Raw genomic sequence first — 25899 nt, forward strand, 5'->3', positions numbered from 1 at the left:
CATGCCTGACCTGCCCGCGGACACTCCCTCTGGGCCCGGTGGCTCGGGAGGTACCCCCGTCACCCGCGACGCGCTCACCGTCCTCCAGCCGGGCTTCACCGGTACGACCGCACCCGAGTGGCTGCTGCGGCAGCTCGCGGAGGGGCTGGGCGCGGTCGCCCTGTTCGCCCGCAACATCGAATCGCCCGCCCAGCTGGCCGCGCTCACCGCGCAGTTCCGCAAGGTACGGCCGGACGTGCTGGTCGCCGCCGACGAGGAGGGCGGTGACGTCACCCGGCTGGAGGCGCGCGGCGGCTCCTCCTTCCCCGGGAACCTCGCCCTCGGCGCGGTGGACGACCTCAAGCTGACCCGTGCGGTCGCCGCCGAACTCGGCCGGCGGCTCGCCGCGTGCGGGGTCAATCTCAACTGGGCGCCCTCCGCCGACGTCAACTCCGACCCGGGCAACCCCGTCATCGGGGTGCGGTCCTTCGGCGCGGACCCGGAGCTGGTGGCCCGTAACACCGCCGCCTATGTGGAGGGCCTGCAGTCGGCCGGCGTCGCCGCGTGCGTCAAGCACTTCCCGGGGCACGGCGACACCGCCACCGACTCCCACCACGCGCTGCCCCGGATCGACGTGGACCTGACCACCCTGCGCACCCGCGAGCTGGTCCCCTTCAAGGCCGCGCTCGCGGCCGGCAGCAAGGTGGTGATGACCGCGCACATCCTGGTGCCCTCTCTCGACCCCGAACGGCCCGCCACCCTGTCCCCGTCGGTGCTGACCGGGCTGCTGCGCGCCCCGCGCTCCGCGGGCGGCCTCGGCTACGACGGCCTCATCGTCACCGACGGCATCGAGATGCGGGCGATCGCGGCGACGTACGGGATCGAGCGCGGCACCGTCATGGCGCTGGCCGCGGGCGCCGACGCGATCTGCGTCGGCGGCGGTCTCGCGGACGAGCACACCGTCGTCGTCCTGCGGGACGCCATCGTCGCCGCGGTACGCGACGGCTCCCTGCCGGCCGCCCGCCTCGCCGACGCCGCTGCCCGGGTACGGTCCCTCGCCGCCTGGACGCTCGCCCGGTCCGGCGCGGCCGAGACCATCGCCCCCAGCGCCGAGGTCGGCCTCGAAGCGGCCCGCCGGGCCCTGCGCGTCACCCGCACGGACGCCTTCGTCCCGCTCACCGAGCCGCCCTACGTCGCCGCGTTCACCCCCATGGCGAACATCGCGGTCGGCGACGGCACCCCCTGGGGCGTGGCCGCGGAACTGGCCCGCCTCTTCCCGGGGACGGTCACGCACACCTACCGCGCGGCCGAGACGGAAGCGCTGCTCGCGGCGGCCGGCCCGCGGCGCGTCGTGGCCGTGGTCCGCGACGTCCACCGCCACGACTGGATGGCCGCCGCCCTCTCCGCCCTGCTCGCCGCCCGCCCGGACACGGTGGTCGTCGAAATGGGCGTCCCCCAGGCACCCCCGTCCGGCGCCCTCCACATCGCGACCCACGGCGCCGCGCGGGTGTGCGGCGAGGCCGCGGCGGAGGCGATCGCGACGGCGCGCTGAGGCCTGTCCGGCGGATCCCGGCGGATCCCGGCCGGATCAGCCCGCGTCGTCCGGCGCCGTGCCCACGACGCCCGGGAAGGTGGCGTGGCCGCCCCCGATGGTGGTGCCGATCCCGGCGGGCCGGCCCGCGTCGTCCGGCGCCGTGGTCCCCCGGGCCGCGCCGCCGTAACTGGTCGCGCAGTTCCGCGTGCCTCTGCGGGACGCACCCCGAACCCCCTCGCTACAGCCCCTGCCAGGACGGCTTGGCCGCGCGGGTGGCGCGGAAGTAGGGGGCCAGTTCGAGTCCGGAGGCGGCGGCCTCGTCCACCACGACCGTGGCGTGCGGGTGGAGCTGGAGGGCGGACGCCGGGACGATCGCGGCGACGGGGCCTTCGACGGTCCGGGCGACGGCCTCCGCCTTGCCCTCGCCGGTGGCGAGGAGGACGAGGTGGCGGGCGTCGAGGATGGTGCCGATGCCCTGGGTGATGACATGGTGCGGCACCGCCTCGATGTCCCCGCCGAAGAAGCGGGCGTTGTCGACGCGGGTCTGCTCGGTGAGGGTCTTGATGCGGGTGCGGGAGGCGAGGGAGGAGCAGGGCTCGTTGAAGCCGATGTGACCGTCCGTGCCGATGCCGAGGAGCTGGAGGTCGACCCCGCCGGCCGCGGCGAGCGCGGCCTCGTAGGCCTCGCATGCGGCGAGGACGTCCTCGCCGGTGCCGTCCGGGCCGAGGAAGGCGTCGGGGGAGAGGCCGAGGGGGGCGACGACCTCGCGCAGGACGACGGAACGGTAGGACTCCGGGTGCCCGGCGGGCAGCCCCACGTACTCGTCGAGCTGGCAGACCCGTGCGCGGGAGACGTCCACCGCGCCGGAACGGACCTTCGCCGCCAGGGCCTGGTAGACGGGCAGCGGGGTGGAGCCGGTGGCCACGCCCAGCAGGGCGTCGGGTGTGCGGCGCAGGAGTGCGGCGACGGCCTCCGCGATGAGTTCGCCGCCTGCCGCGGCGTCCGGGACGATGACAACTTCCACGCTGGGCCTGCCGTTCTGGGGTGCGGACCGTTGAGTGATCCTGAATGTGCACGAACCGAAAAGTGGTATAGACCAATTTAGCAGAGTGGTGGTACCGGTCCTGCGGCTGGGGGTCTCCTGTGGTCGACTGGTGGGCGTCGGGCGTGGCCGGAGGAGGCGGTGACGATGTCGGCGCCGATGAGAGGCCAGCCGGGCTGGATCATGTTCGGGGAGATGGCCGAACAGCCGCAGGTGCTGCACCGCATCCTGTCCGAGGGCGCGCCCCGGATCCGCGAGACCGCGCGGCGGATCGCGGCCCGGCGCCCGCGCTTCGTGCTGCTCAGCGCGCGGGGCACCTCCGACCACGCAGCGCTCTACGCGAAGTACCTGATCGAGGTGGAGCTGGGGCTGCCGTGCGGGCTGACCTCGATGTCCACCACCACGGCGTACGGTGCGAAGCCGCACCTCGACGACGTCCTGCTGATCACGGTCAGCCAGTCCGGCGGGTCACCGGAGTTGGCGGCCACCACGAAGGCCGCGGGGGAGGCGGGGGCCCTCACGCTGGCCGTCACCAACAACCCGGACTCGCCGCTCGCGGAGGTCGCGCAGTTCCACATCGACCTGCTGGCGGGACCGGAGAAGGCGCTGCCGGCGACCAAGACGTACACCGCGGAACTGCTCTGCCTCTACCTGCTGGTGCAGGGGCTGCGGGACAGGGACGGCTCCGCCGCGCGGGTCCTGCCGGAACTGGCGGAGGGGGTGCTGAGCCGCGGCGAGGAGGTGCGGCACCTGGCCGGCCGGTACCGGTTCGCCGAGCGGATGGTGATCACCGCGCGGGGGTTCGGCTACCCCACGGCGAAGGAGGCGGCGCTGAAGCTGATGGAGACGAGTCACATCCCGGCGCTCGCCTACTCCGGGGCCGATCTGCTGCACGGCCCGCTGGCGATGGTGGACAACATCTCGCCGGTCATCGCGATCGTCACGGAGGGGCAGGGCGGCCAGGCTCTCCAGCCCGTGCTCGACCGCCTGCGCGGCCGGGGCGCCGACCTGGTCGTCGTCGGGCCCTCGCGCCAGGTGGCCGCGGTCGCGCACGGCTTCGCGCTGCCCACCGGTGCGGTGCCGGAGGCCCTTCAACCGGTGCTGGAGATTCTGCCGCTCCAGAAGCTGGCGTACGAGGTGACCATCGCCCGCGGCCAGGACCCGGACGCGCCGCGGGCGATGGCGAAGGAGACCGGGACCCGCTGACGGCTCTGGTGAAGGCGCCCGGGACCCGCTGACGGCGCCCGGGCGGCCCCCACGGCACCCACGCGACGGCCGCGTGGCCGCAAGCGGAGGAACGGTTCGCCGTGTGGCCGTCGAGCCGCGGTGTCCATCCGCGCCCGGAGGCGAGAGGGCGGCAAAAAAGGACTTCGGGCCGCGGTGCCGGGAGAGGACCCTCAACCTCTCCGGCACCGCAGCCCGGAGTCGCCGTCGGCGCCGTGACCGGCGGGGTGTGCGGCCCCCTCCGGCCCGCTAGGGCCGACCAGTGAGGCGGCGGCGTAGTCAGGGCAGAGAACGCCGTGCCTCATCCGCTCTCCTGTGCGGGGAGTGCGGAAGTCATGCCGTGCATTGTGGACTAGACCACTGATCCGTGTCCATGGGTTGTCACGGAATCCGTACGGGGATTCCCGGTGGCGCCCCCGCCCAAACACCGGCTCCTCGTCCTGGTCCTGGCCGGCTCTGGCGGTACGCTCGCAGGCGTGCCCTCCATGAACGATCTCGTCCGCGAGCACACGGCCCTCGACGACACCGACCTCGAATGGCTGCACCTGCTCGTCTCGGAGTGGCAGCTGCTCTCCGATCTCTCCTTCGCCGACCTCGTGCTGTGGGTCCCGACGCGGGACGGCACCCGGTACGTCTCCGTCGCCCAGATGCGGCCCAACACCGGCCCCACCTCCTACCAGGACGACATGGTGGGCCATTTGGTTCCCCGCGGCCGGCGCCCGATGCTCGACGCCGCGCTCGACGAGGGCCGGATCGTACGGGAGGGCGATCCCGAATGGCGCGAGGAGGTGCCGGTCCGGGTCGAGTCCATCCCGGTACGGCGGGCCGGCCGGGTGCTCGGCGTGATCGCCCGCAACACCAACCTGCTCACCGTCCGTACCCCGAGCCGCCTGGAACTCACCTACCTCCAGAGCGCCTCCGACCTGGCCCAGATGATCGCGGTCGGCGCCTTCCCGTTCCCGGCCGAGCAGGTCGACATGGACGCCTCACCGCGGGCCGGCGACGGGCTGATCCGGCTGGACGCCGACGGCGTGGTCCAGTACGCCAGCCCCAACGCCCTGTCCGCCTACCACCGCCTGGGCCTGGCCGCCGACCTGGTCGGCCACCACCTGGGCAAGGCCACCGCGGAACTCGCCCCGGTGCGCGGCCCGGTCGACGAGGCGCTGGTCAAACTCGCCAGCGGCTGGGCGCCCCGCGAGTTCGAGGTCGAGGGCGGTGACGGCGTCATCCAGCTGCGGGCCATCCCGCTCAGCCCCAAGGGCACCCACATCGGCTCGCTGGTGCTGCTGCGCGACGTCACCGAACTGCGCCGCCGCGAACGCGAGTTGATCACCAAGGACGCCACCATCCGGGAGATCCACCACCGGGTGAAGAACAACCTCCAGACGGTCGCTGCCCTGCTGCGGCTCCAGGCCCGCCGGATGGAGTCGTCCCGTGCCCGCGAGGCGCTGGACGAAGCGGTGCGCCGGGTCGGCTCGATCGCCATTGTGCACGAGACGCTCTCCCAGACCCTGGACGAGCGGGTCGAGTTCGACGAGATCGCCGACCGCGTGCTCGCCATGGTCGCGGAGATCTCCCCGGGCACGGTCACCACCCGCCGGGCCGGCCGGTTCGGCATCCTCACCGCCGAGATCGCCACCCCGCTGTCCATGGTGCTCACCGAACTCCTGCAGAACGCCCTGGAACACGGCTTCGGCCCCGGCGACACGGGCACGGTCGAGGTCACCGTCACCCGGGGCCGCGAACGCATCACCGTCGTCGTCCAGGACGACGGCCGCGGCCTGCCCGACGGCTTCGACGCCCAGCAGGCGGGCAACCTGGGGCTCCAGATCGTCCGGACCCTGGTGGTGGGGGAGTTGGGCGGCGCGTTCGACATGGTGCGGGCTCCGGGCGGCGGTACCAGGGTGGTCCTCGAACTACCCCTGGACAACTGACCCTTCACCTCCCTTTTGGGGTTCGCCGCGCAGCCATCGAGCCAAAGGCCGCGCCGGTGTTGAAAGTGGAGAGCGCGCGCAGTGAGCGAGGGACGAGCGAGTGAGCACGGTCGACCGTCGGCACCGGGTCTGAGCGGCCGGAGGCGAGAGGGCGGCAAAGCAAGAAGCCCCCGTGCCGTTGTGCGGTGCGGGGGCTTCTCGCGATGCTGCGTGCTGCGCGTGTGTCGCAGGTGCTGCGCGCTGCGGCTCGGTGGGAAGACTGTGTCCGGGTGGGACGGTCAGGCAGTGGCGTTACGGGCCCGGTTACGAGCGGCGCGACGCTTCATCGCGCGGCGCTCGTCCTCGCTGAGGCCACCCCAGACACCGGCGTCCTGGCCGCTCTCCAGCGCCCACTGGAGGCACTGGTCCATGACGGGGCAGCGGCGGCAGACGGCCTTGGCTTCCTCGATCTGCAGCAGCGCAGGACCGGTGTTGCCGATGGGGAAGAAGAGCTCGGGGTCTTCCTCGCGGCAAACGGCGCGGTGACGCCAGTCCATGGCTGCTCCAACTCCTTGTGTGACAAGCACGTTGCTTGTGAATGTGAACGCTTTCACGAATCCCTTCACAGGGAACGGGACGCCACCCAGCCTTCGCCGGTGCGGTCCCGCTGATGTGAAGTGGAGGGATTCGGGCTCTCATGGGGGCCGTCTACCCGGCCCGTCCCGATCGCCACCTAGAGACTCGCAAACCTCGGCGGGAGATACAACCCCCTCAGGGAAGTTTTTTTGGAATCGTCGGTGTCGCCTCGATCACAGCCGTACTTCCATGGGGTGGGGGGCAGCTTAAACGTTCGACTAAAAGGACTTTAGGCTCTTCGACTTACACAATCACACGCAGTGCACGGCGTACGCCTGTGAAGGTTGCGCTCCGGCGCAGTCCCAGGTGGTCACCGTCCACCTGGAAGGGCAGTGGTGCCTGCGAATGCAAGGTGAAGTCGGTGAGATCGTGCAGCGTGAGCGCGTGCTTCCCGTGCGGGCCCCGCTCAGGGGTCGAACGGAGCAGCTGTGCGGCGTAACGCGCGCCTGACGCCGCGGACATCTTGGTGACACCCAGCAGGTCAAGGGCGGTGTCGAAGGACGCGCCCGGAGAGGCGTACACCGGCCGGGTGCCCAGATAGGTCCATGGCGCGGTGTTGCAGACTATCGCGGTCGCGAGGCCTGGGACCGGCTCCTCGTCCGGGCGCTCCAGCGTGATCGTCCCGTGCGTGCGGTGCGGGTCGGCGAGGAACTGCCGTGCCACCTGCCGCAGATACAGCGTCGGCGTCGAGCGCTTGCCCAACTCCCGCTGCTGTTCGACCCGCCCCACCACGCCGGCGTCGAACCCGAGCCCGGCGCAGAAGGTGAACCAGCGGGCCGGCACGCCCTCGTCCTCGGTCCCCGCGGCGCCGCTCACCAGGCCGAGGCCCACCGTGCGTGAGGAGCCCGCACGGAGCGCGTCCAGCAGCGCGCCGGTCGCCTCCACCGCGTCGTTGGGCAGGCCGAGGGCGCGCGCGAACACATTGGTGGACCCGCCGGGCACCACGGCGAGCCCCGGCAGCGCCTGCGGGTCCGGGCCGTGGTGCAGCAGCCCGTTGACGATCTCGTTGACCGTGCCGTCGCCGCCCAGCGACACCACCAGCTTCACGGCGCCGCCCTCCGCGGCCCGCCGCGCCAAATCCCGCGCGTGCCCCCGGTACTCCGTCGTGGCCACCTCCAGCTTGAGATCGCTGGACAGCGCGGAGCCGATCACGTCACGCACCCGCGCGCTGGTGGTGGTGGCGGCGGGATTGACCACGAGGAGAGCACGCATGGCGGACAGCGTACCTACGGATTTTCACCCCGGGCTACGCTGGCCGGTGTGAGCAAGACGCCCCGACGCCGCCCCCGCCCTCCGGCCCCGGCCAGCCCCCGGAAACCGGGCTCCACCACGGCTTCCCCGGCTTCCCCCGCGGTTCCCGCCGGGCCGCCGCCGCTGCGGCTGAACCTCGCCGCCGCCGTCGCCGCCCTTGAGGGGCTGGCCTTGGCAGGATGGGGGGTCACCACGTTCTTCACCGGCGGCGAGACCGCGATCCTCGCCGGGCTCCTCATCCTGGTCCTGGCCGGCTTCCCGCTCGCCGCGGCCTACGGGCTGCGCCGCGCCCGCCGCTGGAGCCGCGGCCCGGCGCTGATCATGCAACTGCTCTCGCTGCCCGTCGCCTGGACCATGCTGCACAGTACCGGCGCGGTGATCGCCGGCGGCGCCGCGCTCGGCGCCCTCGCCCTGTCCGGGCTCGTCCTGCTCGTCCACCCGGCCACCACCGACGCCCTCGGCATCAAGCGCACGGCGTCCTCGTAAGCCGCGCAAGCTTGGCCGCCGCCCGCCGCCCGCCGCCCGCCGCCCGGGCAGGGCTTGCCCCTGGCTGCCTCCGGCTACGCCTCGCTACTCCTCGATCAGCAGCTTGTCGCGGAGCTGCGCGAGGGTGCGGGCCAGGAGGCGGGAGACGTGCATCTGGGAGATGCCGACTTCCTGGGCGATCTGGGACTGGGTCATGTTGCCGAAGAACCGCAGCAGCAGGATCGTCTTCTCGCGCGGCGGGAGCTGTTCGAGGAGGGGCTTGAGGGATTCGCGGTACTCCACGCCCTCCAGTGCCTCGTCCTCGGAGCCGAGGGTGTCGGCGACCGCCGGGGACTCGTCGTCGGTGTCGGGGACGTCGAGCGAGAGCGTGCTGTACGCGTTGGCGGACTCCAGCCCCTCCAGGACCTCCTCCTCGGAGATCTTGAGGTGCTCGGCCAGTTCGTGCACGGTCGGGGCGCGCCCGTGCCGCTGGGAGAGCTCACCGGTGGCCGTGGTGAGCGACAGCCGCAGCTCCTGGAGCCGGCGGGGCACCCGTACCGCCCAGCCCTTGTCCCGGAAGTGCCGTTTGATCTCGCCGACCACCGTCGGGGTCGCATAGGTGGAGAACTCCACCCCGCGCTCCACGTCGAACCGGTCCACCGACTTGATCAGCCCGATCGTGGCCACCTGCGTCAGGTCGTCCAGCGGCTCCCCTCGGTTGCGGAACCGGCGGGCCAGGTGCTCGACCAGCGGCAGGTGCATCCGTACCAACTGGTTGCGCAGCTCCGCGCGCTCCGGAGAACCGTCGGGCAGCCTGCTCAGCTCGACGAACAGCGCTCGGGCGCCGGACCGGTCGTGCGGGTCGTGCGGCTCCGGCGGCGCGTGGTGATCGACGCCGTCGACGCCGTCGACGTGCGTCACCGGCCTGCCCGCGGTGGCGGGCGTCACGCGCTTGTGCCCGTCCGCCTGCGCCGCCTGCGCCACGTGCTCGTGCTGATCCATCGGGTCCGCCTGCTCCGCCGCGTCCATCACTTCCGTACCGGGTTCCCCGCGGGTCTCCCCACCGGGTTCGGGATGCGGCCTGGCCGCGTGACGCCGCCCGGCCGGACCCACCGGGTCCGACTGCTGGGCGGGTACGGAGGCACGGCCGCGCGCCGCGGGAGCCGCCTGCTCCGCGGGCGTGCCGGGACTGTCCGCGGACTTCACGACAGTCCTGGTACGGCGCCGCGCTTCTTGTGCAGGCTGATGCTGACCGTCTTGTCCTCGGCCACGTGGGAATCCACCTCGCCGGCCAGCGCGGAGAGCACCGTCCAGGCGAAGGTGTCCCGCTCCGGCGCCCGGCCGTCAGTGGTGGGCGCGGACACGGTCACCCACAGCGAGTCCCCGACCAGCCGGAACACGCAGCTCAGCACGGAACCCGGGACGGCCTGCTGCAACAGGATCGCGCACGCCTCGTCCACGGCGATCCGCAGATCCTCGATCTCGTCGAGGGTGAAGTCCAGCCGGGCCGCGAGTCCGGCCGTGGCCGTACGCAGCACCGACAGATAGGCCCCCGCCGCGGGCAGCCGGACCTCGACGAAGTCCTTCGACCCGGGCTCGCCTGCGATCTGGGACACCCTCACCTCCACGGTGGCACACAGTGATTGCTCTGGTTCGCAGCGACGCTATCGCGATCCGTACCCTGATGTCGCCCGGCGGAGCGCGGTCACCCGTTGTTCTGTCACCCATGGTAAGCACATGAGTACGCACCGTCGGTAGCGGGTGCGAGGTCTCAATTCGCATGCGAATTCGCCGGATTGTCGGCCCGCGCGGCCAGCGCGTGCAGTGCGGATCCGGAAAGCCGCTGTACGGTCCACTCGTCCTGGGGCAGAGCGCCAATGGAACGGTAGACGCCGAGTGCCTTCTCGTTCCAGTCCAGGACCGACCACTCGAAGCGGGACCAGCCGCGCTCCACGCAGATCGCGGCGAGCGCGGCCAGCAGCGCGGTGCCGTGCCCGGCGCCGCGGGCGTCCGGCCGTACGTACAGATCCTCCAGGTACAGCCCGGCGGTGCCGGTCCAGGTGGAGAAGTTCCGGAACCACAGTGCGAAACCGACGGCTCCGCCGTCCGGCTCCTGCTCGGCGATGAGCGCGTACGCCGCCGGGTCCGCGCCGAACAGTGACTCGCGCAGTTGCTCCACGGTGGCCCGGGCCTCGTCCAGCGCACGCTCGTACGCGGCGAGTTCGCGGACGAGGGAGTGGATGACCGGGATGTCGGCGGGCATCGCGGCGCGGATCATGCCACCCAGGGTAAGGCCGGGCGGCGATACCGACATCAAGGGCGTTTGTCACCCGGTGACCACCGCGGCGATCCGTGTGCCCGGCGGGAAGGCGCGCTCCTCGGCGAGGGCGAAGACGCCGTGGAGCATCTTGGCGACGTAGATCCGGTCCAGGGTGAGGGGCGGACCGGCCTGCGCGCCGGGCGCGTCCCCGTGGCGTGCCGCGAAGTCCGCCGCGAACGCGTCGAGCGCCGGGGTGGTGCGGGCGTACCCGCCGTGGTGGAAACGGTCCTCGATCCGCCAGTCCCCCCGCGGGCCGCCGAAGGCCGCCGCCTGGAGCCGCCGTACCTCCTCGGTCAGGAAGCCGCCGCCGCGCAGGGCCGCGAACCCGATGGCCCGCTGGGGGACGGCCAGTCCCGCGGCGAGGCCCGCCAGCGTGCCGCCGGTACCGCACGCGACGGCCACCACGTCGGCGGCGCCGCGCAGCTCCCGCCCCAGATCGGCGCAGCCGCGCGCCGCGAGGGCGTTGGAGCCGCCCTCGGGCAGGACGTAGGCCGGACCGTGCCGGGCCAGCAGCGCCGCCAGCACCTCGGGGTCGGCCTTGCGGCGGTACGTCGTGCGGTCCACGAAGTCCAGCCGCATCCCGTCTGCGGCGGCGCGGGCCAGCGAGTCGTTGAGCGGGCGGGCCGCGAGCTCGTCGCCGCGGACGACGCCGACCGTACGCAGCCCCAGGAGCCGTCCGGCGGCAGCGGTCGCCCGCAGGTGGTTGGAGTAGGCGCCGCCGAAGGTGAGCAGGGTGTCGTGGCCCGCGGCCACCGCCGCCGCCAGGTTGAGCCGCAGCTTGCGGTACTTGTTGCCGGGCAGCGCGGGATGGATGAGGTCGTCCCGTTTCAGCAGCAGTGTCACTCCGTGCCGGGCCAGCCGGTCGTCCCCGACGGCGACCAGCGGGGAGGGCAGCGTTGCGTCCAGCCGGGAGAGGGGATCGTTTCCGTCCCACCGGGACAGGGGATCGGCACGGGCATCGGTCACCGGGCCATTGTCTCCGCCGCACCCGGCGGCACGGGTGTGGCCTTTCCCGGGTCTTCCGCCCACCCGCCCACCTGATTACCCCGCAGGTCGTGCGCGCCCCCGGGGCACCCTCGGGTTCCGCCGGTCCGGGCGCCGCCGGGCGACCCGCACCCCGGGCGCCGCCCCGCGGCTCCTGGCCAGCTCGGGCGCCGCCGGGCGGGTTCCGCCGGTCCGGGCGTTACCGGGCGCGTGCCACCCGCCCGCCCGGTTACGGCGCAGGCCGCGCTTGCCCCGGGGGCACCCTCGTGGCCCACCCGCCGCCGCGGGGCGCTCTCACTCCGGGTGCCGCCGTGCGGCTCGTTGCCCAGCCCGGCCCGGCACGGCCGTGCGGCTCCCACCGGGCCCGGGTGCTCCGGCTGTCACCCGCGGGTGTGACAGTCGGGTCGGTCCCGGCGTTACCGGGCGCTCCCGGCGGCAGGGGATTCCGCCGCACCGGGTCCCGCAAGGCGGAATCACGGTGCATTCTTCTCCCGTGCACGAAAATGTCGCGGGCCCGCAGGCAGCCCGACCGGCGAGAGCCGCTGCGCCCGGTGACGCGATCGCCGCCGGTGAGGCGACCCGGGCCCGGGGGACCGCCTCGGGGGCGGATGGTCTGCCGGGTGGGCCTGCTCCCTCGGGAGAGCCCGGTGGCGTGGTGGGCGCGGCGGGCGACGGCGGCGACGCGCTCACCGCCACCGTGCGCGGGTTGCTGCCCTCGCTCACGCCCGCCGCCGCGCGGATCGCGTCGCTGATCGTGGAGGACCCGGCGCAGGTGGCACGCAGCACGATCTCGGAGCTCAGTGTTCTGGCCGGGACCAGTGAGTCGTCCATCGTGCGCACCGCGCGGGCGCTGGGATTCGCCGGATATCCCGAGTTGCGGCTGGCGCTGGCCGCCTCCGCCGCGCGGCAGACGCCGCGCTCCACGCTGACCTCCGGGATCACGCCCGAGGACTCGGCAGCCGAGGTGATCGCCAAGCTCGTGCACACCGAGTCGCAGGCGGTGCTGGAGACCGCCACCCAGCTCGACCCCGAGCAGCTCACCGGCGCGGTCAAGGCGGTCTGCGGCGGCGGGCAACTGCACATAGCCGGGGTCGGCGCGTCCGGCCTGGTCGCGCAGGACCTCCAGCAGAAGCTGGCCCGGATCGGCCGCCCCTGCCACGCCCACGGCGACTCGCAGTCCGCGCTCACCAGCGCCGTACTCCTCGGCGAGGGCGACGTCTTCCTCGCCGTCTCCCACTCCGGCGAGAGCCGTGACGTGCTCGAACCGTTGCGCCGCGCCTCCGCCGAGGGCGCGACCACCGTGGTGATCACCAACCACCCGCTGTCGACCGCCGCCCGGCTCGCCGACTTCGTCCTGGTGTCGGCCGGCCGGGAGACCACGTTCCGGCCCGGCGCCATGGCCAGCCGGATCAGCCAACTGGTCGTCGTGGACTGCCTGTTCGTCTGCGTGGCCCAGCGCACGTACGACACGTCGAGCCGCGCGCTGCGCATCACCCACCAGGCCCTGGAAACCGACCGGGCTCATTAGCCGACTGGCGTGTCACCCGCCGGAAGTTCGCGGCCCGCCGCGGGGTTTTGTCGGTCGCCGCATGCGAAACGCCCCGCACGCGTAAGTCGCCGCATGCGAAAGCCCCCGCCCGCCGGTACGGGGGACCAGGCGGGCGGGGACGCTCTTCGCGCCGGGTTTTTGTCCCGGCACATATAAGAGGCGCGGGGAGGGCCCGGTGTGACATATCTGAATGTGGCGTACGCCACATTTCCCCGGGTGTGTTCCCGCGGACTGGAGAGCAGGCCCGGTGCCTGCCGCGCCGGAGGCGGGCCCCGCACGGGACCCGCCTCCGGCGGTGGCGGTCAGCGGCGGGCGACGCCCTCGGCCCGGGCGGCGGCGGCCACCGCCGCGGTGACGGCGGGCGCGACCCGGGTGTCGAAGGGGGAGGGGATGACGCGGTCGGGGGAGAGTTCGTCGGCGACGACTGCGGCCAGCGCCTCGGCGGCGGCGAGTTTCATGCCCTCGGTGATGGCGGAGGCGCGGACCTGGAGGGCACCGGCGAAGATGCCGGGGAAGGCCAGGACGTTGTTGATCTGATTGGGGAAGTCGCTGCGCCCGGTGGCGACGACCGCCGCGTACTTGTGCGCGACATCGGGGTGGATCTCCGGGGTCGGGTTGGCCATCGCGAAGATGAACGCGCCCTCGGCCATCGTCGCGACCGCCTCCTCGGCCACCGTCCCGCCCGACACGCCGATGAAGACGTCCGCGCCGGACAGCGCCGACTCCAGCGAGCCGGTCAGCCCTGCGTTGTTCGTGTACGCGGCCAGGTCCCGCTTGACCGGGTTGAGGTCGTCCCGGCCCTCGTGCACCACGCCCTTGCGGTCGGTGACCGCGACGTCGCCGATGCCGGCCTCGATCAGGATCTTCGCGATGGCGACCCCGGCGGCGCCGGCGCCGGAGATGACCGCGCGCAGGTCGCCGAGGGTGCGTCCGGTCAGCGTGCAGGCGTTGCGCAGCGCCGCGAGGGTGACGACCGCCGTGCCGTGCTGGTCGTCGTGGAAGACCGGGATGTCCAGCCGCTCCTTGAGCCGTTCCTCGATCTCGAAGCAGCGCGGCGCGGAGATGTCCTCCAGGTTCACCCCGCCGAAGGACGGCGAGAGCCGGACCACCGTTTCCACGATCTCGTCGACGTCGGTGCAGGCGAGCGCGATCGGCACCGCGTCCACCCCGCCGAACTGCTTGAACAGGATCGCCTTGCCCTCCATCACCGGGAGGGACGCCTCGGGGCCGATGTCGCCGAGCCCCAGCACCGCCGTGCCGTCCGTGACGACCGCCACGACCTGGGACTTCCAGGTGTAGTCGTGGACGAGTTCCGGCTTTTCGGCGATGGCCGTGCAGACCTCCGCCACCCCGGGCGTGTATGCGAGCGACAGGTCGTCGGCGTCGCGCACCGGCACGGTGGAGACGACCTCCATCTTGCCGCCGCGGTGCAGGGCGAAGACCGGGTCGATGGGGAAGCCCTCGTCGGCCTGTCCGGTCCGGCCCGCTTCGCTCGTGACGCCTGCGTTCACCGTGTCGCCCGGTTCGGTCCCGGTCGGGGGATTAACGATCTCCGCTGCCACTTTTTGGACCCCTTTGTCATAATTTGAGGGAAACTTGCGGGAAACGTACGGGAAAAAAAGGAATCCCCCCGAGGAACGGGAGGAGGTGGGCGCGGCATCCGTGTCGCCAGGTACGAGTGAGCGCGACGGCAGCCGATGTCGGGCGCGCCGCACGCGCGCTGTGGGCCCCGGATGAGGGGTGAGGACCCGTTCTACCGGAAACCGGTTTCCGCTGACGAGTGACATTGATCGGCATGGCTCCACATCGGTCCGGCCCTGGTGTACCGGCTGGATGGGTGCCCGGGGATCGCCCGTTATCCGATTTTGACACAACGAGCCCCCTGCTCGGGGCTGTCCGGATGGCAAGATGCACAGATCACACAGGGTGGCGGTGCCCGATGGCGCGCGCCGCGCCGCCCGGCCGACCAACCCTCACCTCGCAGGAGGACACAGCGATGACCGCATGTACCACCAGGCGCACCGCGGCCCTGTCACGTCTCAGCGCGGTCGCCGCCGTCGCGGTCGCCGGAACCCTGGTGCTCACCGGGTGCGGCGACCAGACGAAGAAGAACGAGTCCAGTGGTACCACCGGCACCTCCGCCTCGCCCAGCACGTCCGCGGCGCCGCTCTTCGACAAGCTGCCGAAGAAGTACCAGGACTCCGGTGTGATCAAGGTCGGCACCGACGCCTCGTACGCTCCGATGGAGCAGACCGAGGGCGGGAAGATCGTCGGCATCGACCCGGACCTCGCGGACGCGATGTCCAAGCAGCTCGGTGTGAAGTTCGAGTTCACCAACGGCAAGTTCGACGGGCTGATCACCTCTCTCTACACCGGCCGCTCCGACATCGTGATGTCCGCTATGAGCGACACCAAGGCCCGCCAGGAGGGCCTGGACGACGAGGGCAAGAAGATCGGCAAGGGTGTCGACTTCGTGGACTACTACCTCTCCGGGTCGTCCATCCTGGTCAAGAAGGGCAACCCGAAGGGGATCAAGACCCTCCCGGACCTGTGCGGCGAGAAGGTGGCGGTCCAGCGCGGCACGATCTACGAGGACGCCTTCAAGAAGCTGAAGACGGACTGCGGCAGCGAGGGTCTGACCATCCAGTCGTTCGACACCGACGCGGAGGCGCAGACCCGGGTCAAGGCCGGCGGCGCGGTCGCCGACCTCAACGACACGCCGGTCGCCGCGTACATCGCCCAGAAGTCCGGCGGCGGCAACGACTTCGAGGTGGCCGGCGAGCCGGCCGACGCGGGACCGTTCGGTATCGCGCTGGACAAGGGCAACAGCCAGTTGCGGGACGCCCTCAAGGCAGCCATGGAGGCGGTCATCGCCGACGGTTCGTACACCAAGGTGCTGGAGAAGTGGAACGCGACCACCGGCGCCATCAGCGAGGTCACCATCAACGGCGGATCGTGACGTGACGGACAAGTCTGACAAGGGGCCCGACGGCGTCACCGCACCGGCCGACGCCGCCGGGCCCCCGGCCCCGCGCGAGCCCGCCGCCACCGGCTCCGCCTCGTCTCCGTACGAGGCGATACGGGCGGTTCCGGTACGGCACTACGGCCGGTGGATCAGCGCCGTCGTGGTCGTCGTCCTGCTGGCCTGGCTGATCTGGACCGCCGCCCAGGGCGAGGTGATCTGGAGCAGCGTCGCCGACAAGCTGGACGACACGACGGTGCTCAAGGGACTGTGGCACACCGTGGTGATCTCGGTGACCTCGATGGCGCTCGGCCTGGTGCTGGGCGTGGTGTTCGCGGTGATGCGGCTGTCGAAGAACCCGGTCACCGGTGGCGTGGCGTGGCTCTACATCTGGTTCTTCCGCGGCACTCCGGTGTACGTGCAGCTCCTGATGTGGTTCAACCTCTCGCTGATCTTCCCGGTGATCAACCTGGGGCCGATCTACAAGAACAACACCGTCGACGTGATGACCCCCTTCCTGGTCGCGCTGCTCGGGCTCGGCCTCAACGAGGGCGCGTACATGGCGGAGATCGTGCGGGCCGGCATCCAGTCGGTGGACGAGGGGCAGACCGAGGCGTCGCACGCGCTCGGCATGACCGCTGCCCGGACCATGCGCCGGATCGTCCTCCCGCAGGCGATGCGGGTGATCATCCCGCCGACCGGCAACGAGTTCATCAACATGCTGAAGACCTCCTCGCTGGTGTCGGCCGTGCAGTACTCGGAGCTGCTGCGGGCCACCTCCGACATCGGTACCGCATCCGGCGCGATCATGGAGATGTTCTTCGTGGCCTCCATCTGGTACCTGGTGCTGACCAGCGTGTTCAGCGTCGGCCAGTTCTATCTGGAACGGCGCTACGCCCGCGGTTCGCTGCGGTCCCTGCCGCTCACGCCGTGGCAGAAGGTCAAGGCGAGCCTGTCCACCCTGCGCCGACCGAAGGTGGCCTGATGAGTGTCCAGCCGATGGTGAAGTCGGAGGCGGTGCACAAGTCCTTCGGGGCCGCGCACATCCTCAAGGGCATCGACCTGGAGGTCGCCCCGGGTGAGGTGTTCTGCCTGATCGGCCCGTCCGGGTCGGGCAAGTCCACCTTCCTGCGGTGCATCAACCACCTGGAGCAGATCAACGCCGGGCGGCTGTGGGTCGACGGCGAGCTGGTCGGCTACCGGGAGTACGGCGGCCGGCTGCACGAGCTGAAGGACCGCGAGGTCGCCGCCAAGCGCCGCGACATCGGGATGGTCTTCCAGCGGTTCAACCTCTTCCCGCACATGACCGCGATCGAGAACGTCATGGAGGGCCCGGTCCAGGTCAAGCGCGAGTCCAGGGCGGTGGCCCGGGAGCGGGCCCGCAAGCTGCTGGACCGGGTGGGGCTGGCCGACAAGGCGGGGAACTACCCGGCGCAGCTCTCCGGCGGCCAGCAGCAGCGGGTGGCGATCGCCCGGGCCCTGGCCATGGAGCCCAAGCTGATGCTCTTCGACGAGCCGACCTCCGCGCTCGACCCGGAGCTGGTGGGCGACGTGCTGGACGTCATGCGCGGCCTGGCCGAGGACGGCATGACGATGATCGTGGTGACGCACGAGATGGGCTTCGCCCGCGAGGTGGGCGACGCGCTGGTCTTCATGGACGACGGCATGGTGGTCGAGGCCGGACATCCACGCGAGGTGCTGGGCAACCCACAGCACGACCGTACGAAGGCCTTCCTATCAAAGGTACTGTGACGCGCCGTCACGCTTCAAGGGGGTACGGGTGGCGGCCCGTACCCCCGGTGCCTGTACGCAGTGAGGACCCCAGGTGGAACTGGCTCATTACTCGGAGTACGCCGTGCGGCTGGTGAACAGCGAGGAGCCGCAGCGCGGCACCGACGCGCTCACCTCGGTCGAGGCCGTACGGGAGCTGTTCGGCGCCGGGACGCACGCCGCCGTGCGGGCTGTCGACGCCGACGTGGCGCGGCTGCGGGCGGTGCGCACCCGGCTGCGCGGCGTCTTCGAGGCGGCGGACGAGGGTGACGAGGTCAGGGCGGTCGACCTGCTCAACGCGCTGCTGCTGGAGTTCCCGGTCAGCCCGCAGGTCTCCGGCCACGCCCACCTGCACGACGCCGCCGGGCGCCCGGCATGGCACATGCACCTGGCCGAACAGGCGGCGAACGCCAGTGCGAGCTTCTCGGCGACCGCCTGCATGGGCCTGGCCGTCCAGCTCACCTCGCTGGGCGTGGACCGGCTGGGGATCTGCGAGGCGACCCCGTGCCGCAACGCCTATGTGGACACCTCGACCAACCGCTCCCGCCGCTACTGCTCCGACCGGTGCGCCACCCGCGCCAACGTGGCCGCCTACCGGGCCCGCAAGCGCCTGGAGAACGAGCGGTCGGGACGCAGCGGCCGGACGCAGGAGGCGGCCCAGGAGGCCACCCCGGCGACCGAGCGCTGAAGCCCCCGCGGCGGACGGAAACGCGCTCGGGCCCGGGCCAGCACCAGCTCGTCCGGCACCGTGCCGAACTCCCGGCTGTCGTTCTCCACGAACGTGTTGTCCCCCAGCACCCACCAGCCGCCCTCACGCCGCTCCACGGCGCGCTTGACGATCAGCAGATCCTGTTGCAGTGGATGTCGCAGCACCACCACGTCCCCCGCGCGCACCAGCTCGGCGCCGCTGCTGATCCGCTGGATCAGCAGCCAGTCCCCGTGCAGCAGCGTGGGGACCATCGACGGACCTGTGACCTCGACCAGCTCCCACGACAGCCTGGTCCGGCCGGCCCCCTGCTCCCGCATCTCGCCTCCCGGCTCGTTACTCCACCAGCCCCAGAGTGGCACCAGACTTTTGCCGTAAGCCATCTGGGGGCACCCGAGAAAACGACTCGTCCAGGGAGTAATGTCCCATCTGAAAGACGATCACGAGGAAGGACAGCCATGTTCACTCGCCTGTTCGCGCCCAAGGTCAAGGTCAGCGCCCACTGTGACCTGCCCTGCGGCGTCTACGACCCGGCCCAGGCCCGTATCGAGGCCGAGTCCGTCAAGGCGGTCCAGGAGAAGTACCAGGCCAACGAGGACGCGGACTTCCGTACCCGGGCCGTCCTGATCAAGGAGCAGCGCGCGGAGCTCGCGAAGCACCACGTCTCGGTGCTCTGGAGCGACTACTTCAAGCCGCCGCACTTCGAGAAGTACCCGCAGCTCCACCAGCTGGTGAACGACACGCTCAAGGCACTCAGCGCGGCCAAGGCCAGCAACGACCCCGCCACCGGCCAGAAGGCCCTCGACCTGATCGCCCAGATCGACAAGATCTTCTGGGAGACCAAGCAGGCCTGACCACTCCTGGGTCAACCCCGCGCCCGGCCTGTCCCCCCAAGGGATGAGCCGGGCGCGGGTGCGTTACGGTCGGCCCCATGTTTGCCGTATATGCCACGCGTATCGATGCCGAGCAGCCGCTGAACGGCCTGGAGCTGGGGGAGCGCCCCGAGCCGGAGGAGCGGGCGGGGTGGACGACCGTCCAGGTGAAGGCCGCGTCGCTCAACCATCACGATCTGTGGTCGCTGAGAGGAGTCGGCCTCGGCGAGGAGAGCCTGCCGATGATCCTCGGCTGCGACGCCGCCGGGGTGGACGAGGAGGGCAACGAGGTCGTCGTCCACTCGGTGATCGGGGAGAGCGGGTACGGGGTGGGTCCGCGCGAGCGGCGGTCGATCCTGACCGAGCGCTACCAGGGGACGTTCGCCGAGCGGGTGTCCGTACCGGTGTGGAACCTGCTGCCCAAGCCCGCGGAGCTCTCCTTCGAGGAGGCCGCCTGCCTGCCGACCGCGTGGCTGACCGCGTACCGGATGCTGTTCACCAACGCCGGGGTGCGGCCGGGCGACGCGGTCCTGGTGCAGGGCGCGGGCGGCGGGGTCGCGACCGCCGCGATCGTGCTGGCGAAGGCGGGCGGCCTGCGGGTGTACGCCACCAGCCGGGACGAGGGCAAGCGCAAGCGGGCGCTGGAGCTCGGGGCGCACGGGGCGTTCGAGCCGGGCGCGCGGTTGCCCGAGCGGGTGGACGCGGTGATCGAGACGGTGGGGGCGGCCACCTGGTCGCACTCGGTCAAGTCGCTGCGGCCCGGCGGCACGCTGGTGATCTCCGGGGCGACCAGCGGGTTCAACCCCCGGTCGGTCGAGCTCAACCGGATCTTCTTCCTGGAGCTGAAGGTCGTCGGCTCCACCATGGGCAGCAAGGACGAACTGGCGGACCTGCTGGCCTTCTGCGCGACGACCGGTGTACGGCCGGTCATCGACTCGGTGCTGCCGCTGGACCGGGCACGGGAGGGGTTCGCCAACCTGGCGCGGGGCGAGGTGTTCGGGAAGATCGTGCTGACGCCGTAGCGCCGTACAGCGCCTACCCGCCCTCGCGGTGCAGCGCCGCCGTGATGTGGGCCGCCGCCGCCGAGAGGTGGCGGCGGGCCTCGCGGAGCCGGCCGTCGTCCACGCCGAGGTCGCGGGCGGCGTCGCGGATGTCGTCGCGGAAGCGGTCGAGGAGCCGTTCGAGGTCGCGGAAGGGGTCGGCGGAGGGCGGGCCGTCGTCCACGTACCGGGTGTCCTGGTCCGGGGCGGGCGGGGCCGGCTCGGCGGGCGGGGCCGGCGGCGGGTACGCGGTGGCGTATCCCCAGGGCGAGGTCGGGGCGTCCATGCGCCGGCCGAACTGGCCCAGCTCGCGGGTGAGTTCGGCCAGCCCCTCGCGCAGCCCGGCCTGCCACTCGCCGGCCCGGGCGTGCGGCTGGACCTGTTCCTGCACCTGCCGGGCCATCCGCTGCACCTCCTCCCGCGCGCTGTCCATCGCGTCGCGCGCCGCCTTGGCCTGGCGGCGGGCGTCGCGGGCCTCCTCCTGGGCGCGGCGGCTCTCCTCCTCGGCTCGCCGGGTCTGCTCCTGCCACTCCTGCCGGAGCCGGCGCGCGCCCGGGTCAGGCTGGTCGGTACGGGCCTGCTGGGCGGCGGCCCGCACCTCGCGCCGGAGATCACCGGCGGCGCCCCGGACGTCCTCGCGGATCTCGGCGGCCAGTGCGGAGACGGACTCGCGGATCTCGGCCTCCAGGCCCGCGATCTCGTCGGCACGGGAGGCGAGTTCGGCGCGGCCGTCGTCGGTGAGCGCGTACACCTTCCGGCCGCCCTCGGTGGAGTGCGTGACCAGGCCCTCCTTCTCCAGCTTGGCCAGCCGCGGGTAGACGGTGCCGGCCGAGGGCGCGTACAGCCCCTGGAAACGCTCCTCCAGCAGCCGGATCACCTCGTAGCCGTGGCGCGGCGACTCGTCGAGCAGCTTGAGCAGGTACAGCCGGAGCCGGCCGTGCGCGAAGACGGGTGCCATGTCAGCGGTCCTTCCGGGACGAGGGCGCGTCGCCCTCCGGGCCTGGGATGCCGGCGGGGCCGACCGGGCCGGCGGGTCCGGGGGCGTCCGCGGCGCCCTCGGCCTCCTCGAACGGTGGCCTGCGCAGCAGCGCGATCGCGCCGGAGACGGTGGACGCCCGCAGCCGGGTGCTGCCGTTGCCGATCCGGCCGCTGATGTTCCTGGCGCCCCACCGGCTGGTCACGTGCAGTTCGTCGAAGGCGCAACTGACGCTGCCGCAGGTGGTGTTGGCGTTCACCTCGGCGTCGCCGGGGTCCGGGACACGGATCGCGATCGCGCCGGAGACAGTGGTCAGGCGTACGTCGGCGCCCGCGGTGGGGTCCAGGTCGAGCACCATGGTGCCGCTCACCGAGTCGGCCTTCACCGCGGAGCCGCTGCCCTCGACCACGGTGAGGTCACCGGAGACGGTGTTGACCTCGATGTCGCCGGAGACGGACTGCGCCTCGACGCTGCCCGCCACCGTGTGCGCCCGTACCGGGCCGGTCAGGCCCACCAGCGTCGTGTCGCCGTTGACGCCCTGGACGCTGGTCGGCCCGGAGATGCCGGAGATCACCGCGCCCGCGCCGACCACGCCGACCTCCACCCGGGTGCGCTGCGGCACCGCGAGCGAGACCACCGCGTGCCGGCGCCGACCCACGCGGTCCCACCACTTCAGGAAGCCCTTCCACGGCAGGTCGTCGTAGGCGACGGTGAGCGTGGAGCCGCACAACCGGACCTTCAGCGGCGGGCCGTCGATCTCGGTGACCTCCACCCGGGCGGGGCCGCCGTCGGTACCGACGACGTTGACCGCGCCGCCCACGATCCTGACGTTCAGGGCGTCGACATGCTCGTCGAAGACGAACTTCTCCGGCTCGGTGACGGTCCGCTCCGACGTGCCGCTCATCGTGCCCCTCCTCGGGTATCCGCGCAACGCAACATATCGCGTCTGCCAGGAGACACGATATATCGCGTAATGCGGAAGTCAAGGGACCGGCTGCCGCCGCCGGGACGCGGGGGCGCCCTGCCCGGCCAACTCGATCTGCTCGATCTGCTCGATCTACTCCAGGCCTTCGTCCTGGTACGAGGAATCCTCCTCGTCCAGCCGCGCCAGCCAGGTGGCCAGGCGCTCCACCGGAATCTCGAACTCGGGGTTGAGGTCGACGAACTCGCGCAGCCGGTCGGCGAGCCACTCGAAGGTGACCTCCTCCTCGCCGCGCCGGTCGGCCAATTCCTCGATGCCGCGGTCGGTGAAGTACAAGATCTGCTCCGGAACAGGGATGGGACGGATGACGGACGGGCAGGAACAGCCCAGAACAGGGGACGAGACGGGACGTACACGGCAAGGATAGGCAGTGTTCCCGAGGGATCTCGCGTCCGGTCCGGGCGCCGGGCTAGCCTTCGGACACGACCTGGCCAGTGGGGGGAATGAGGGGCGTGCTGAGGGCTGGAACCGGCGGATCGGCGCAGTCGGGGGGCGCGCGGTGATCCCCGCGGGCGCGCTGGAGGACCCGGTCGACCCGGCCGAGGTCCTGGTCCCCCTCGTCAACGCGGCCACCGTCCGCATCCACGGCTCCGAGCCCGGGAACCCGTTTCTGGGCAGCGGCTTCTTCGTCGCGCCCAACTGGGTGCTCACCTGCGCCCACGTCGCGCTGGCCGGCCCGGAGGAGCCCGAGCCGGGAAAACCCCGCCGGGTGTCGGTCGGGTACGGCGACGATCTGCTCAGCGGGGTCGTGGAGTGGGCCGAGCCCGCCGACCGCCCCGGCACCGGCCGCTGGCCCGCTCCGGACCTCGCCCTGGTCCGGATGCTCGACCCGGTGGACCACCCGTGCGTCTGGCTCACCGAGCGCACCGCCAAGGGGTACACGACCAACCAGGTCGCGTTCTTCGGGTGGGTCCCGATGGACGGCGACGTGATGTCGTACAACGGCCGCTGCACGATCAGCGGCCAGCTCGGTGCCGGCAGCGGCGGGATACTCAAGCTCGGCAACGAGAACGAGATACCGCAGGGAATGTCCGGCGGTCCGGTGGTGGATCTGGTGCGCGGCGAGGTGATCGGGGTGCTCAAGTCCCGCCGCACCGGACGGGACGGCGGACTGGCCGTCGGCATCCAGCAGTTACGGCGGCTGCCGGTCAGCACCGACCCGCACGACGACCTCTACCACCGGGTGATGACCGCGCACGACCTGCACCACGCCGACCGCCACTCCTTCGTCCGCGCCCACGAGAACACCTGGACCGACGCGCACAGCGAGACAGGCGCCGCCGCGGGCCGCGCCCTCACCCCCGGCCGCCGCACCCACCTGCTCAGCATGCTCGCCCAGCTCCCGCCGCCGTCCGGCACCCGCGGCCTCCAGGACATCGTCACCGAGGTACGCGGCAGCCCGGTGCAGGGCCTCCCGCTCGCCCCCCGCGCCTGGCGCGACGGCCTCGGCCTCCTGTACGACCTGCGGCGCGGCACCACCGAACTGGAGGCCGTACTGCGGTACGCGGTCCTCGCCGCCACCGCCGACCGCGCCCACCCCGCCGAGGAGGCCGCCGAACGGGCCCTGTGGCGCTGGGCCCAGGAGATCGCCGCCGACTCCGACGCCCTGTCCCGGCTGTTCCGCAGCACGCTGGTCACCGAACGCAAGGCCCGGCTGCGCGCCCGCGGCGTGGCCACCGCGCCCACCGTCCCCCGGCACCGCGCCGGGACCGAGGCCCTGCTGGAGATCATCCCCCGTGCCTGGGAGCCCAACCGGTACGACTGGCGGGTCTGCGTCGTGCCGGAGAACGGCGAAGTGGACTGCGTCGCGGAGGACTTCCGCGGCACCGCCTTCCCCGACCTCCCCGGGCGGCTCGCCGACCCGCTCGCCGAGGCGTTCCGCCGCTGCGACGAGCCGGGTTACACCGCCACCCTGCAACTCGCCGTCCCCGGCGCCCTGGTGGCGCTGGCCGCCGACACCTGGCGGCTGCGCCCCGGCGACCGCCCGCTCGGCGCACTGCGCCCGCTGGTCACCCGCCGCAGCGACCCGCCGCCCGACGAGGACCCGGACGTCACCGAGGAGCGCCGCGTGCGGTGGCGGACCCTGCACCGGCAGCGCCCCGACGCCGACGTCCTGGACTGCGACGAGATCACCGAGCGGGACGTCCCCGGCGAGAGCGAACTGCGCGCCCTGCCCCATGAGGCGCTGCCCGTGCTGTGCCGCAGCGGCGCCGACGCCCGCGAGGTGCTGCACGACCTGGTCGGCGGCGGCCACACCGTAGCCCTGTGGCGCCGCGAGCCGGTCGCACCGCACGCGCCGTGCGCAGACTTCCACCGCGGGGTGGTCCGCACGGTACGGGACGCGAGAACGGCCGGCGGGCTGCCGGCCGCGCTGCGCGCCCTGCGCTCCGAGGTGGCGGACGGGACTCCCGAGGCCTGGTGGTCCGCCGGGCTGATGTTGTTCTACGACGACCCGACCCGGCCCCTACCGGGAACCAACGAGCTGCTGGAGACTCCATGACAACGAGCGACCACCCGGGATCGAAAGGGGCATCGAGGTGAGTGACATGACCGAAGCCGACCCGGCCGGCGAGTGGCTCATCTACCGAGGCACGGGAGAGCCCCACACCGGAATCGACGGCCTGCCGGAACCCCCTCCCTGGCGGGACTTCGACGGCGGCCCGCTGGTCGAGCGCGGACCCGGCCCGGACAGCTCCTCGGCCCGGCGGCTGGGCGCGTACCGGCACATGGCCGAGATGCACCGCCCCAGCCCCGAGGAGCTGGAGATGGTCAACGCGGCGCTGTACCTGCGCCGCCCGCTGCTGGTCACCGGCAGCCCCGGCACCGGCAAGAGCACGCTGGCGCACGCGGTCGCGTACGAACTCGGTCTCGGCCGGGTGCTGCACTGGCCGATCGTCAGCCGCAGCGTGCTCCAGGACGGGCTGTACCGGTACGACGCCATCGCCCGGCTCCAGGACACCCAGATCGCGGCGAATGCCGGCACCGCGCCGCCCGGCGGTATCGGCAGCTACATCCGGCTCGGCCCGCTCGGCACCGCGCTGCTGCCCACCGCGAAACCGCGGGTGCTGCTCATCGACGAACTGGACAAGAGCGACATCGACCTGCCGAACGACCTGCTCAACGTGATGGAGGAGGGCGAGTTCGGGATACCGGAGCTGGAGCGGCTGGCCGAACGCGAGCCGCAGGTCGACGTGCTGACCGACGACAGCACCCGGGTCACCCTGCGCGAGGGCCGGATCCGCTGCCGCGCCTTCCCGTTCGTGATCCTGACCAGCAACGGCGAACGGGACTTCCCGCCGCCGCTGCTGCGCCGCTGCATCCACCTGGACATGGGCCGCCCCGACCACAAACGGCTCTCCACGGTGGTTCGGGCGCACCTCGGCGACGAGGCGGCGACCGTCGGCGACGACCTGGTGACGCGCTTCCTGGAACGGTCGCGCAGCGAACTCCTCGCCACCGACCAGCTGCTGAACGCGATCTACCTCACCCACCATGCCGCGCCGCCGTCCCGCACCCGGCTGGCCGACATGCTCATCCAGCGGCTCGACCGGCCCAGGTGAGGCGGCGATGGCGGAGAACGGTCCCGCAGGGCGCCCGGAAGCCGAACCGCCGGGCCGCCCCGGCCCGGCCGCCGACGGGGGTGGCCAGTGGGCCGCCACCCCCGACCCGCTGGCCACCCTCGTCGGCGCGCTGA

Annotated in this window: 25 protein-coding genes; 13 read left to right on the forward strand and 12 right to left on the reverse strand. The window is 72.3% G+C overall.

What is annotated here, in order from left to right; translation table 11 throughout:
• Position 1: 1 nt before the first annotated feature.
• Complete coding sequence (locus VIW71_RS04625) at positions 2-1531, forward strand: glycoside hydrolase family 3 protein (RefSeq protein WP_331620681.1); 1530 nt, start codon at positions 2-4, stop codon at positions 1529-1531.
• 220 nt (positions 1532-1751) lie between these two features.
• Here VIW71_RS04625 and nagB read toward each other — a convergent pair whose 3' ends face one another.
• On the reverse strand, positions 1752-2537 hold the full coding sequence (gene nagB / locus VIW71_RS04630) for a glucosamine-6-phosphate deaminase (RefSeq protein ID WP_331620662.1): 786 nt from the start codon (positions 2535-2537) through the stop codon (positions 1752-1754).
• 177 nt (positions 2538-2714) lie between these two features.
• On the opposite strand from nagB, the gene VIW71_RS04635 reads away from it, so the two are divergent.
• Complete coding sequence (locus VIW71_RS04635; protein WP_331620663.1) at positions 2715-3761, forward strand: SIS domain-containing protein; 1047 nt, start codon at positions 2715-2717, stop codon at positions 3759-3761.
• 503 nt (positions 3762-4264) lie between these two features.
• The gene (locus VIW71_RS04640) at positions 4265-5713 is read left to right on the forward strand and encodes a sensor histidine kinase (RefSeq protein ID WP_331620682.1); all 1449 of its coding nucleotides are present in this window, start codon (positions 4265-4267) and stop codon (positions 5711-5713) included.
• A 278-nt stretch (positions 5714-5991) separates the two neighbouring features.
• Here the strand turns inward: VIW71_RS04640 and VIW71_RS04645 are convergent, their stop codons facing one another.
• Positions 5992-6249: a WhiB family transcriptional regulator gene (locus VIW71_RS04645; protein WP_093742218.1), complete on the reverse strand. Its 258-nt coding sequence runs from the start codon at positions 6247-6249 to the stop codon at positions 5992-5994.
• A gap of 322 nt (positions 6250-6571) precedes the next feature.
• Positions 6572-7540 (reverse strand): diacylglycerol/lipid kinase family protein, encoded by a 969-nt coding sequence (locus VIW71_RS04650; RefSeq protein ID WP_331620664.1) that lies wholly within the window; start codon positions 7538-7540, stop codon positions 6572-6574.
• Positions 7541-7588: 48 nt separating this feature from the next.
• Between VIW71_RS04650 and VIW71_RS04655 the strand changes: the two genes are divergently transcribed.
• Entirely contained in the window at positions 7589-8065 is a 477-nt protein-coding gene (locus tag VIW71_RS04655; protein ID WP_331620665.1) for a hypothetical protein, read from the forward strand.
• Positions 8066-8149: 84 nt separating this feature from the next.
• Here VIW71_RS04655 and VIW71_RS04660 read toward each other — a convergent pair whose 3' ends face one another.
• The 4 genes from VIW71_RS04660 to VIW71_RS04675 all read right to left on the reverse strand — a co-directional run bounded on the left by VIW71_RS04660 (position 8150) and on the right by VIW71_RS04675 (position 11330).
• Positions 8150-9073, reverse strand: a complete 924-nt coding sequence (locus tag VIW71_RS04660; protein ID WP_331620683.1) for an RNA polymerase sigma factor SigF — start codon at positions 9071-9073, stop codon at positions 8150-8152.
• 173 nt (positions 9074-9246) lie between these two features.
• The gene (locus tag VIW71_RS04665; protein ID WP_331620666.1) at positions 9247-9660 is read right to left on the reverse strand and encodes an anti-sigma regulatory factor; all 414 of its coding nucleotides are present in this window, start codon (positions 9658-9660) and stop codon (positions 9247-9249) included.
• Between the two features lie 155 nt (positions 9661-9815).
• On the reverse strand, positions 9816-10322 hold the full coding sequence (locus VIW71_RS04670) for a GNAT family N-acetyltransferase (protein ID WP_331620667.1): 507 nt from the start codon (positions 10320-10322) through the stop codon (positions 9816-9818).
• A 48-nt stretch (positions 10323-10370) separates the two neighbouring features.
• A complete protein-coding gene (locus tag VIW71_RS04675) occupies positions 10371-11330 on the reverse strand; it encodes a 1-aminocyclopropane-1-carboxylate deaminase/D-cysteine desulfhydrase (protein WP_414720655.1) in 960 nt (319 codons plus the stop codon).
• A gap of 670 nt (positions 11331-12000) precedes the next feature.
• On the opposite strand from VIW71_RS04675, the gene VIW71_RS04680 reads away from it, so the two are divergent.
• Entirely contained in the window at positions 12001-12876 is an 876-nt protein-coding gene (locus VIW71_RS04680) for a MurR/RpiR family transcriptional regulator (RefSeq protein WP_331620668.1), read from the forward strand.
• A 323-nt stretch (positions 12877-13199) separates the two neighbouring features.
• Here the strand turns inward: VIW71_RS04680 and VIW71_RS04685 are convergent, their stop codons facing one another.
• Positions 13200-14459, reverse strand: a complete 1260-nt coding sequence (locus tag VIW71_RS04685; protein WP_414720656.1) for an NAD(P)-dependent malic enzyme — start codon at positions 14457-14459, stop codon at positions 13200-13202.
• A gap of 434 nt (positions 14460-14893) precedes the next feature.
• Between VIW71_RS04685 and VIW71_RS04690 the strand changes: the two genes are divergently transcribed.
• From VIW71_RS04690 to VIW71_RS04705, 4 genes are all read left to right on the forward strand, one after another.
• A complete protein-coding gene (locus VIW71_RS04690) occupies positions 14894-15856 on the forward strand; it encodes an ABC transporter substrate-binding protein (protein ID WP_331620669.1) in 963 nt (320 codons plus the stop codon).
• 1 nt (position 15857) lies between these two features.
• Positions 15858-16844 carry an amino acid ABC transporter permease gene (locus VIW71_RS04695; RefSeq protein WP_331620670.1) on the forward strand — a complete coding sequence of 329 codons (987 nt, stop codon included), beginning with the start codon at positions 15858-15860 and terminating at the stop codon, positions 16842-16844.
• A 14-nt stretch (positions 16845-16858) separates the two neighbouring features.
• Positions 16859-17611 (forward strand): amino acid ABC transporter ATP-binding protein, encoded by a 753-nt coding sequence (locus VIW71_RS04700; RefSeq protein WP_331620686.1) that lies wholly within the window; start codon positions 16859-16861, stop codon positions 17609-17611.
• A gap of 73 nt (positions 17612-17684) precedes the next feature.
• A complete protein-coding gene (locus tag VIW71_RS04705) occupies positions 17685-18317 on the forward strand; it encodes a CGNR zinc finger domain-containing protein (RefSeq protein WP_331620671.1) in 633 nt (210 codons plus the stop codon).
• Here VIW71_RS04705 and sodX read toward each other — a convergent pair.
• A complete protein-coding gene (gene sodX / locus VIW71_RS04710) occupies positions 18221-18655 on the reverse strand; it encodes a nickel-type superoxide dismutase maturation protease (protein WP_331620687.1) in 435 nt (144 codons plus the stop codon). The genes VIW71_RS04705 and sodX overlap by 97 nt on opposite strands.
• Positions 18656-18793: 138 nt before the next feature.
• Here sodX and sodN point away from each other — a divergent pair, with 138 nt between their 5' ends.
• Both sodN and VIW71_RS04720 read left to right on the forward strand, forming a co-directional pair.
• A complete protein-coding gene (gene sodN, locus VIW71_RS04715; RefSeq protein ID WP_329136320.1) occupies positions 18794-19189 on the forward strand; it encodes a superoxide dismutase, Ni in 396 nt (131 codons plus the stop codon).
• Positions 19190-19266: 77 nt separating this feature from the next.
• Positions 19267-20229, forward strand: a complete 963-nt coding sequence (locus VIW71_RS04720) for a zinc-binding dehydrogenase (protein WP_331620672.1) — start codon at positions 19267-19269, stop codon at positions 20227-20229.
• 13 nt (positions 20230-20242) lie between these two features.
• Here VIW71_RS04720 and VIW71_RS04725 read toward each other — a convergent pair whose 3' ends face one another.
• From VIW71_RS04725 to VIW71_RS04735, 3 genes are all read right to left on the reverse strand, one after another.
• Positions 20243-21205: a PadR family transcriptional regulator gene (locus tag VIW71_RS04725; RefSeq protein ID WP_331620673.1), complete on the reverse strand. Its 963-nt coding sequence runs from the start codon at positions 21203-21205 to the stop codon at positions 20243-20245.
• A gap of 1 nt (position 21206) precedes the next feature.
• A complete protein-coding gene (locus tag VIW71_RS04730; RefSeq protein WP_331620674.1) occupies positions 21207-22127 on the reverse strand; it encodes a DUF4097 family beta strand repeat-containing protein in 921 nt (306 codons plus the stop codon).
• A 153-nt stretch (positions 22128-22280) separates the two neighbouring features.
• Positions 22281-22481 (reverse strand): DUF6104 family protein, encoded by a 201-nt coding sequence (locus VIW71_RS04735; RefSeq protein WP_331620675.1) that lies wholly within the window; start codon positions 22479-22481, stop codon positions 22281-22283.
• Between the two features lie 223 nt (positions 22482-22704).
• Here VIW71_RS04735 and VIW71_RS04740 point away from each other — a divergent pair, with 223 nt between their 5' ends.
• Both VIW71_RS04740 and VIW71_RS04745 read left to right on the forward strand, forming a co-directional pair.
• Positions 22705-24705: a trypsin-like peptidase domain-containing protein gene (locus VIW71_RS04740; protein WP_331620676.1), complete on the forward strand. Its 2001-nt coding sequence runs from the start codon at positions 22705-22707 to the stop codon at positions 24703-24705.
• Positions 24706-24751: 46 nt separating this feature from the next.
• The gene (locus VIW71_RS04745) at positions 24752-25765 is read left to right on the forward strand and encodes an AAA family ATPase (RefSeq protein ID WP_331620677.1); all 1014 of its coding nucleotides are present in this window, start codon (positions 24752-24754) and stop codon (positions 25763-25765) included.
• Positions 25766-25899: the final 134 nt, after the last annotated feature.

It is taken from the genome of Streptomyces sp., from assembly GCF_036524955.1.
In the GTDB taxonomy this organism is placed as follows: domain Bacteria; phylum Actinomycetota; class Actinomycetes; order Streptomycetales; family Streptomycetaceae; genus Actinacidiphila.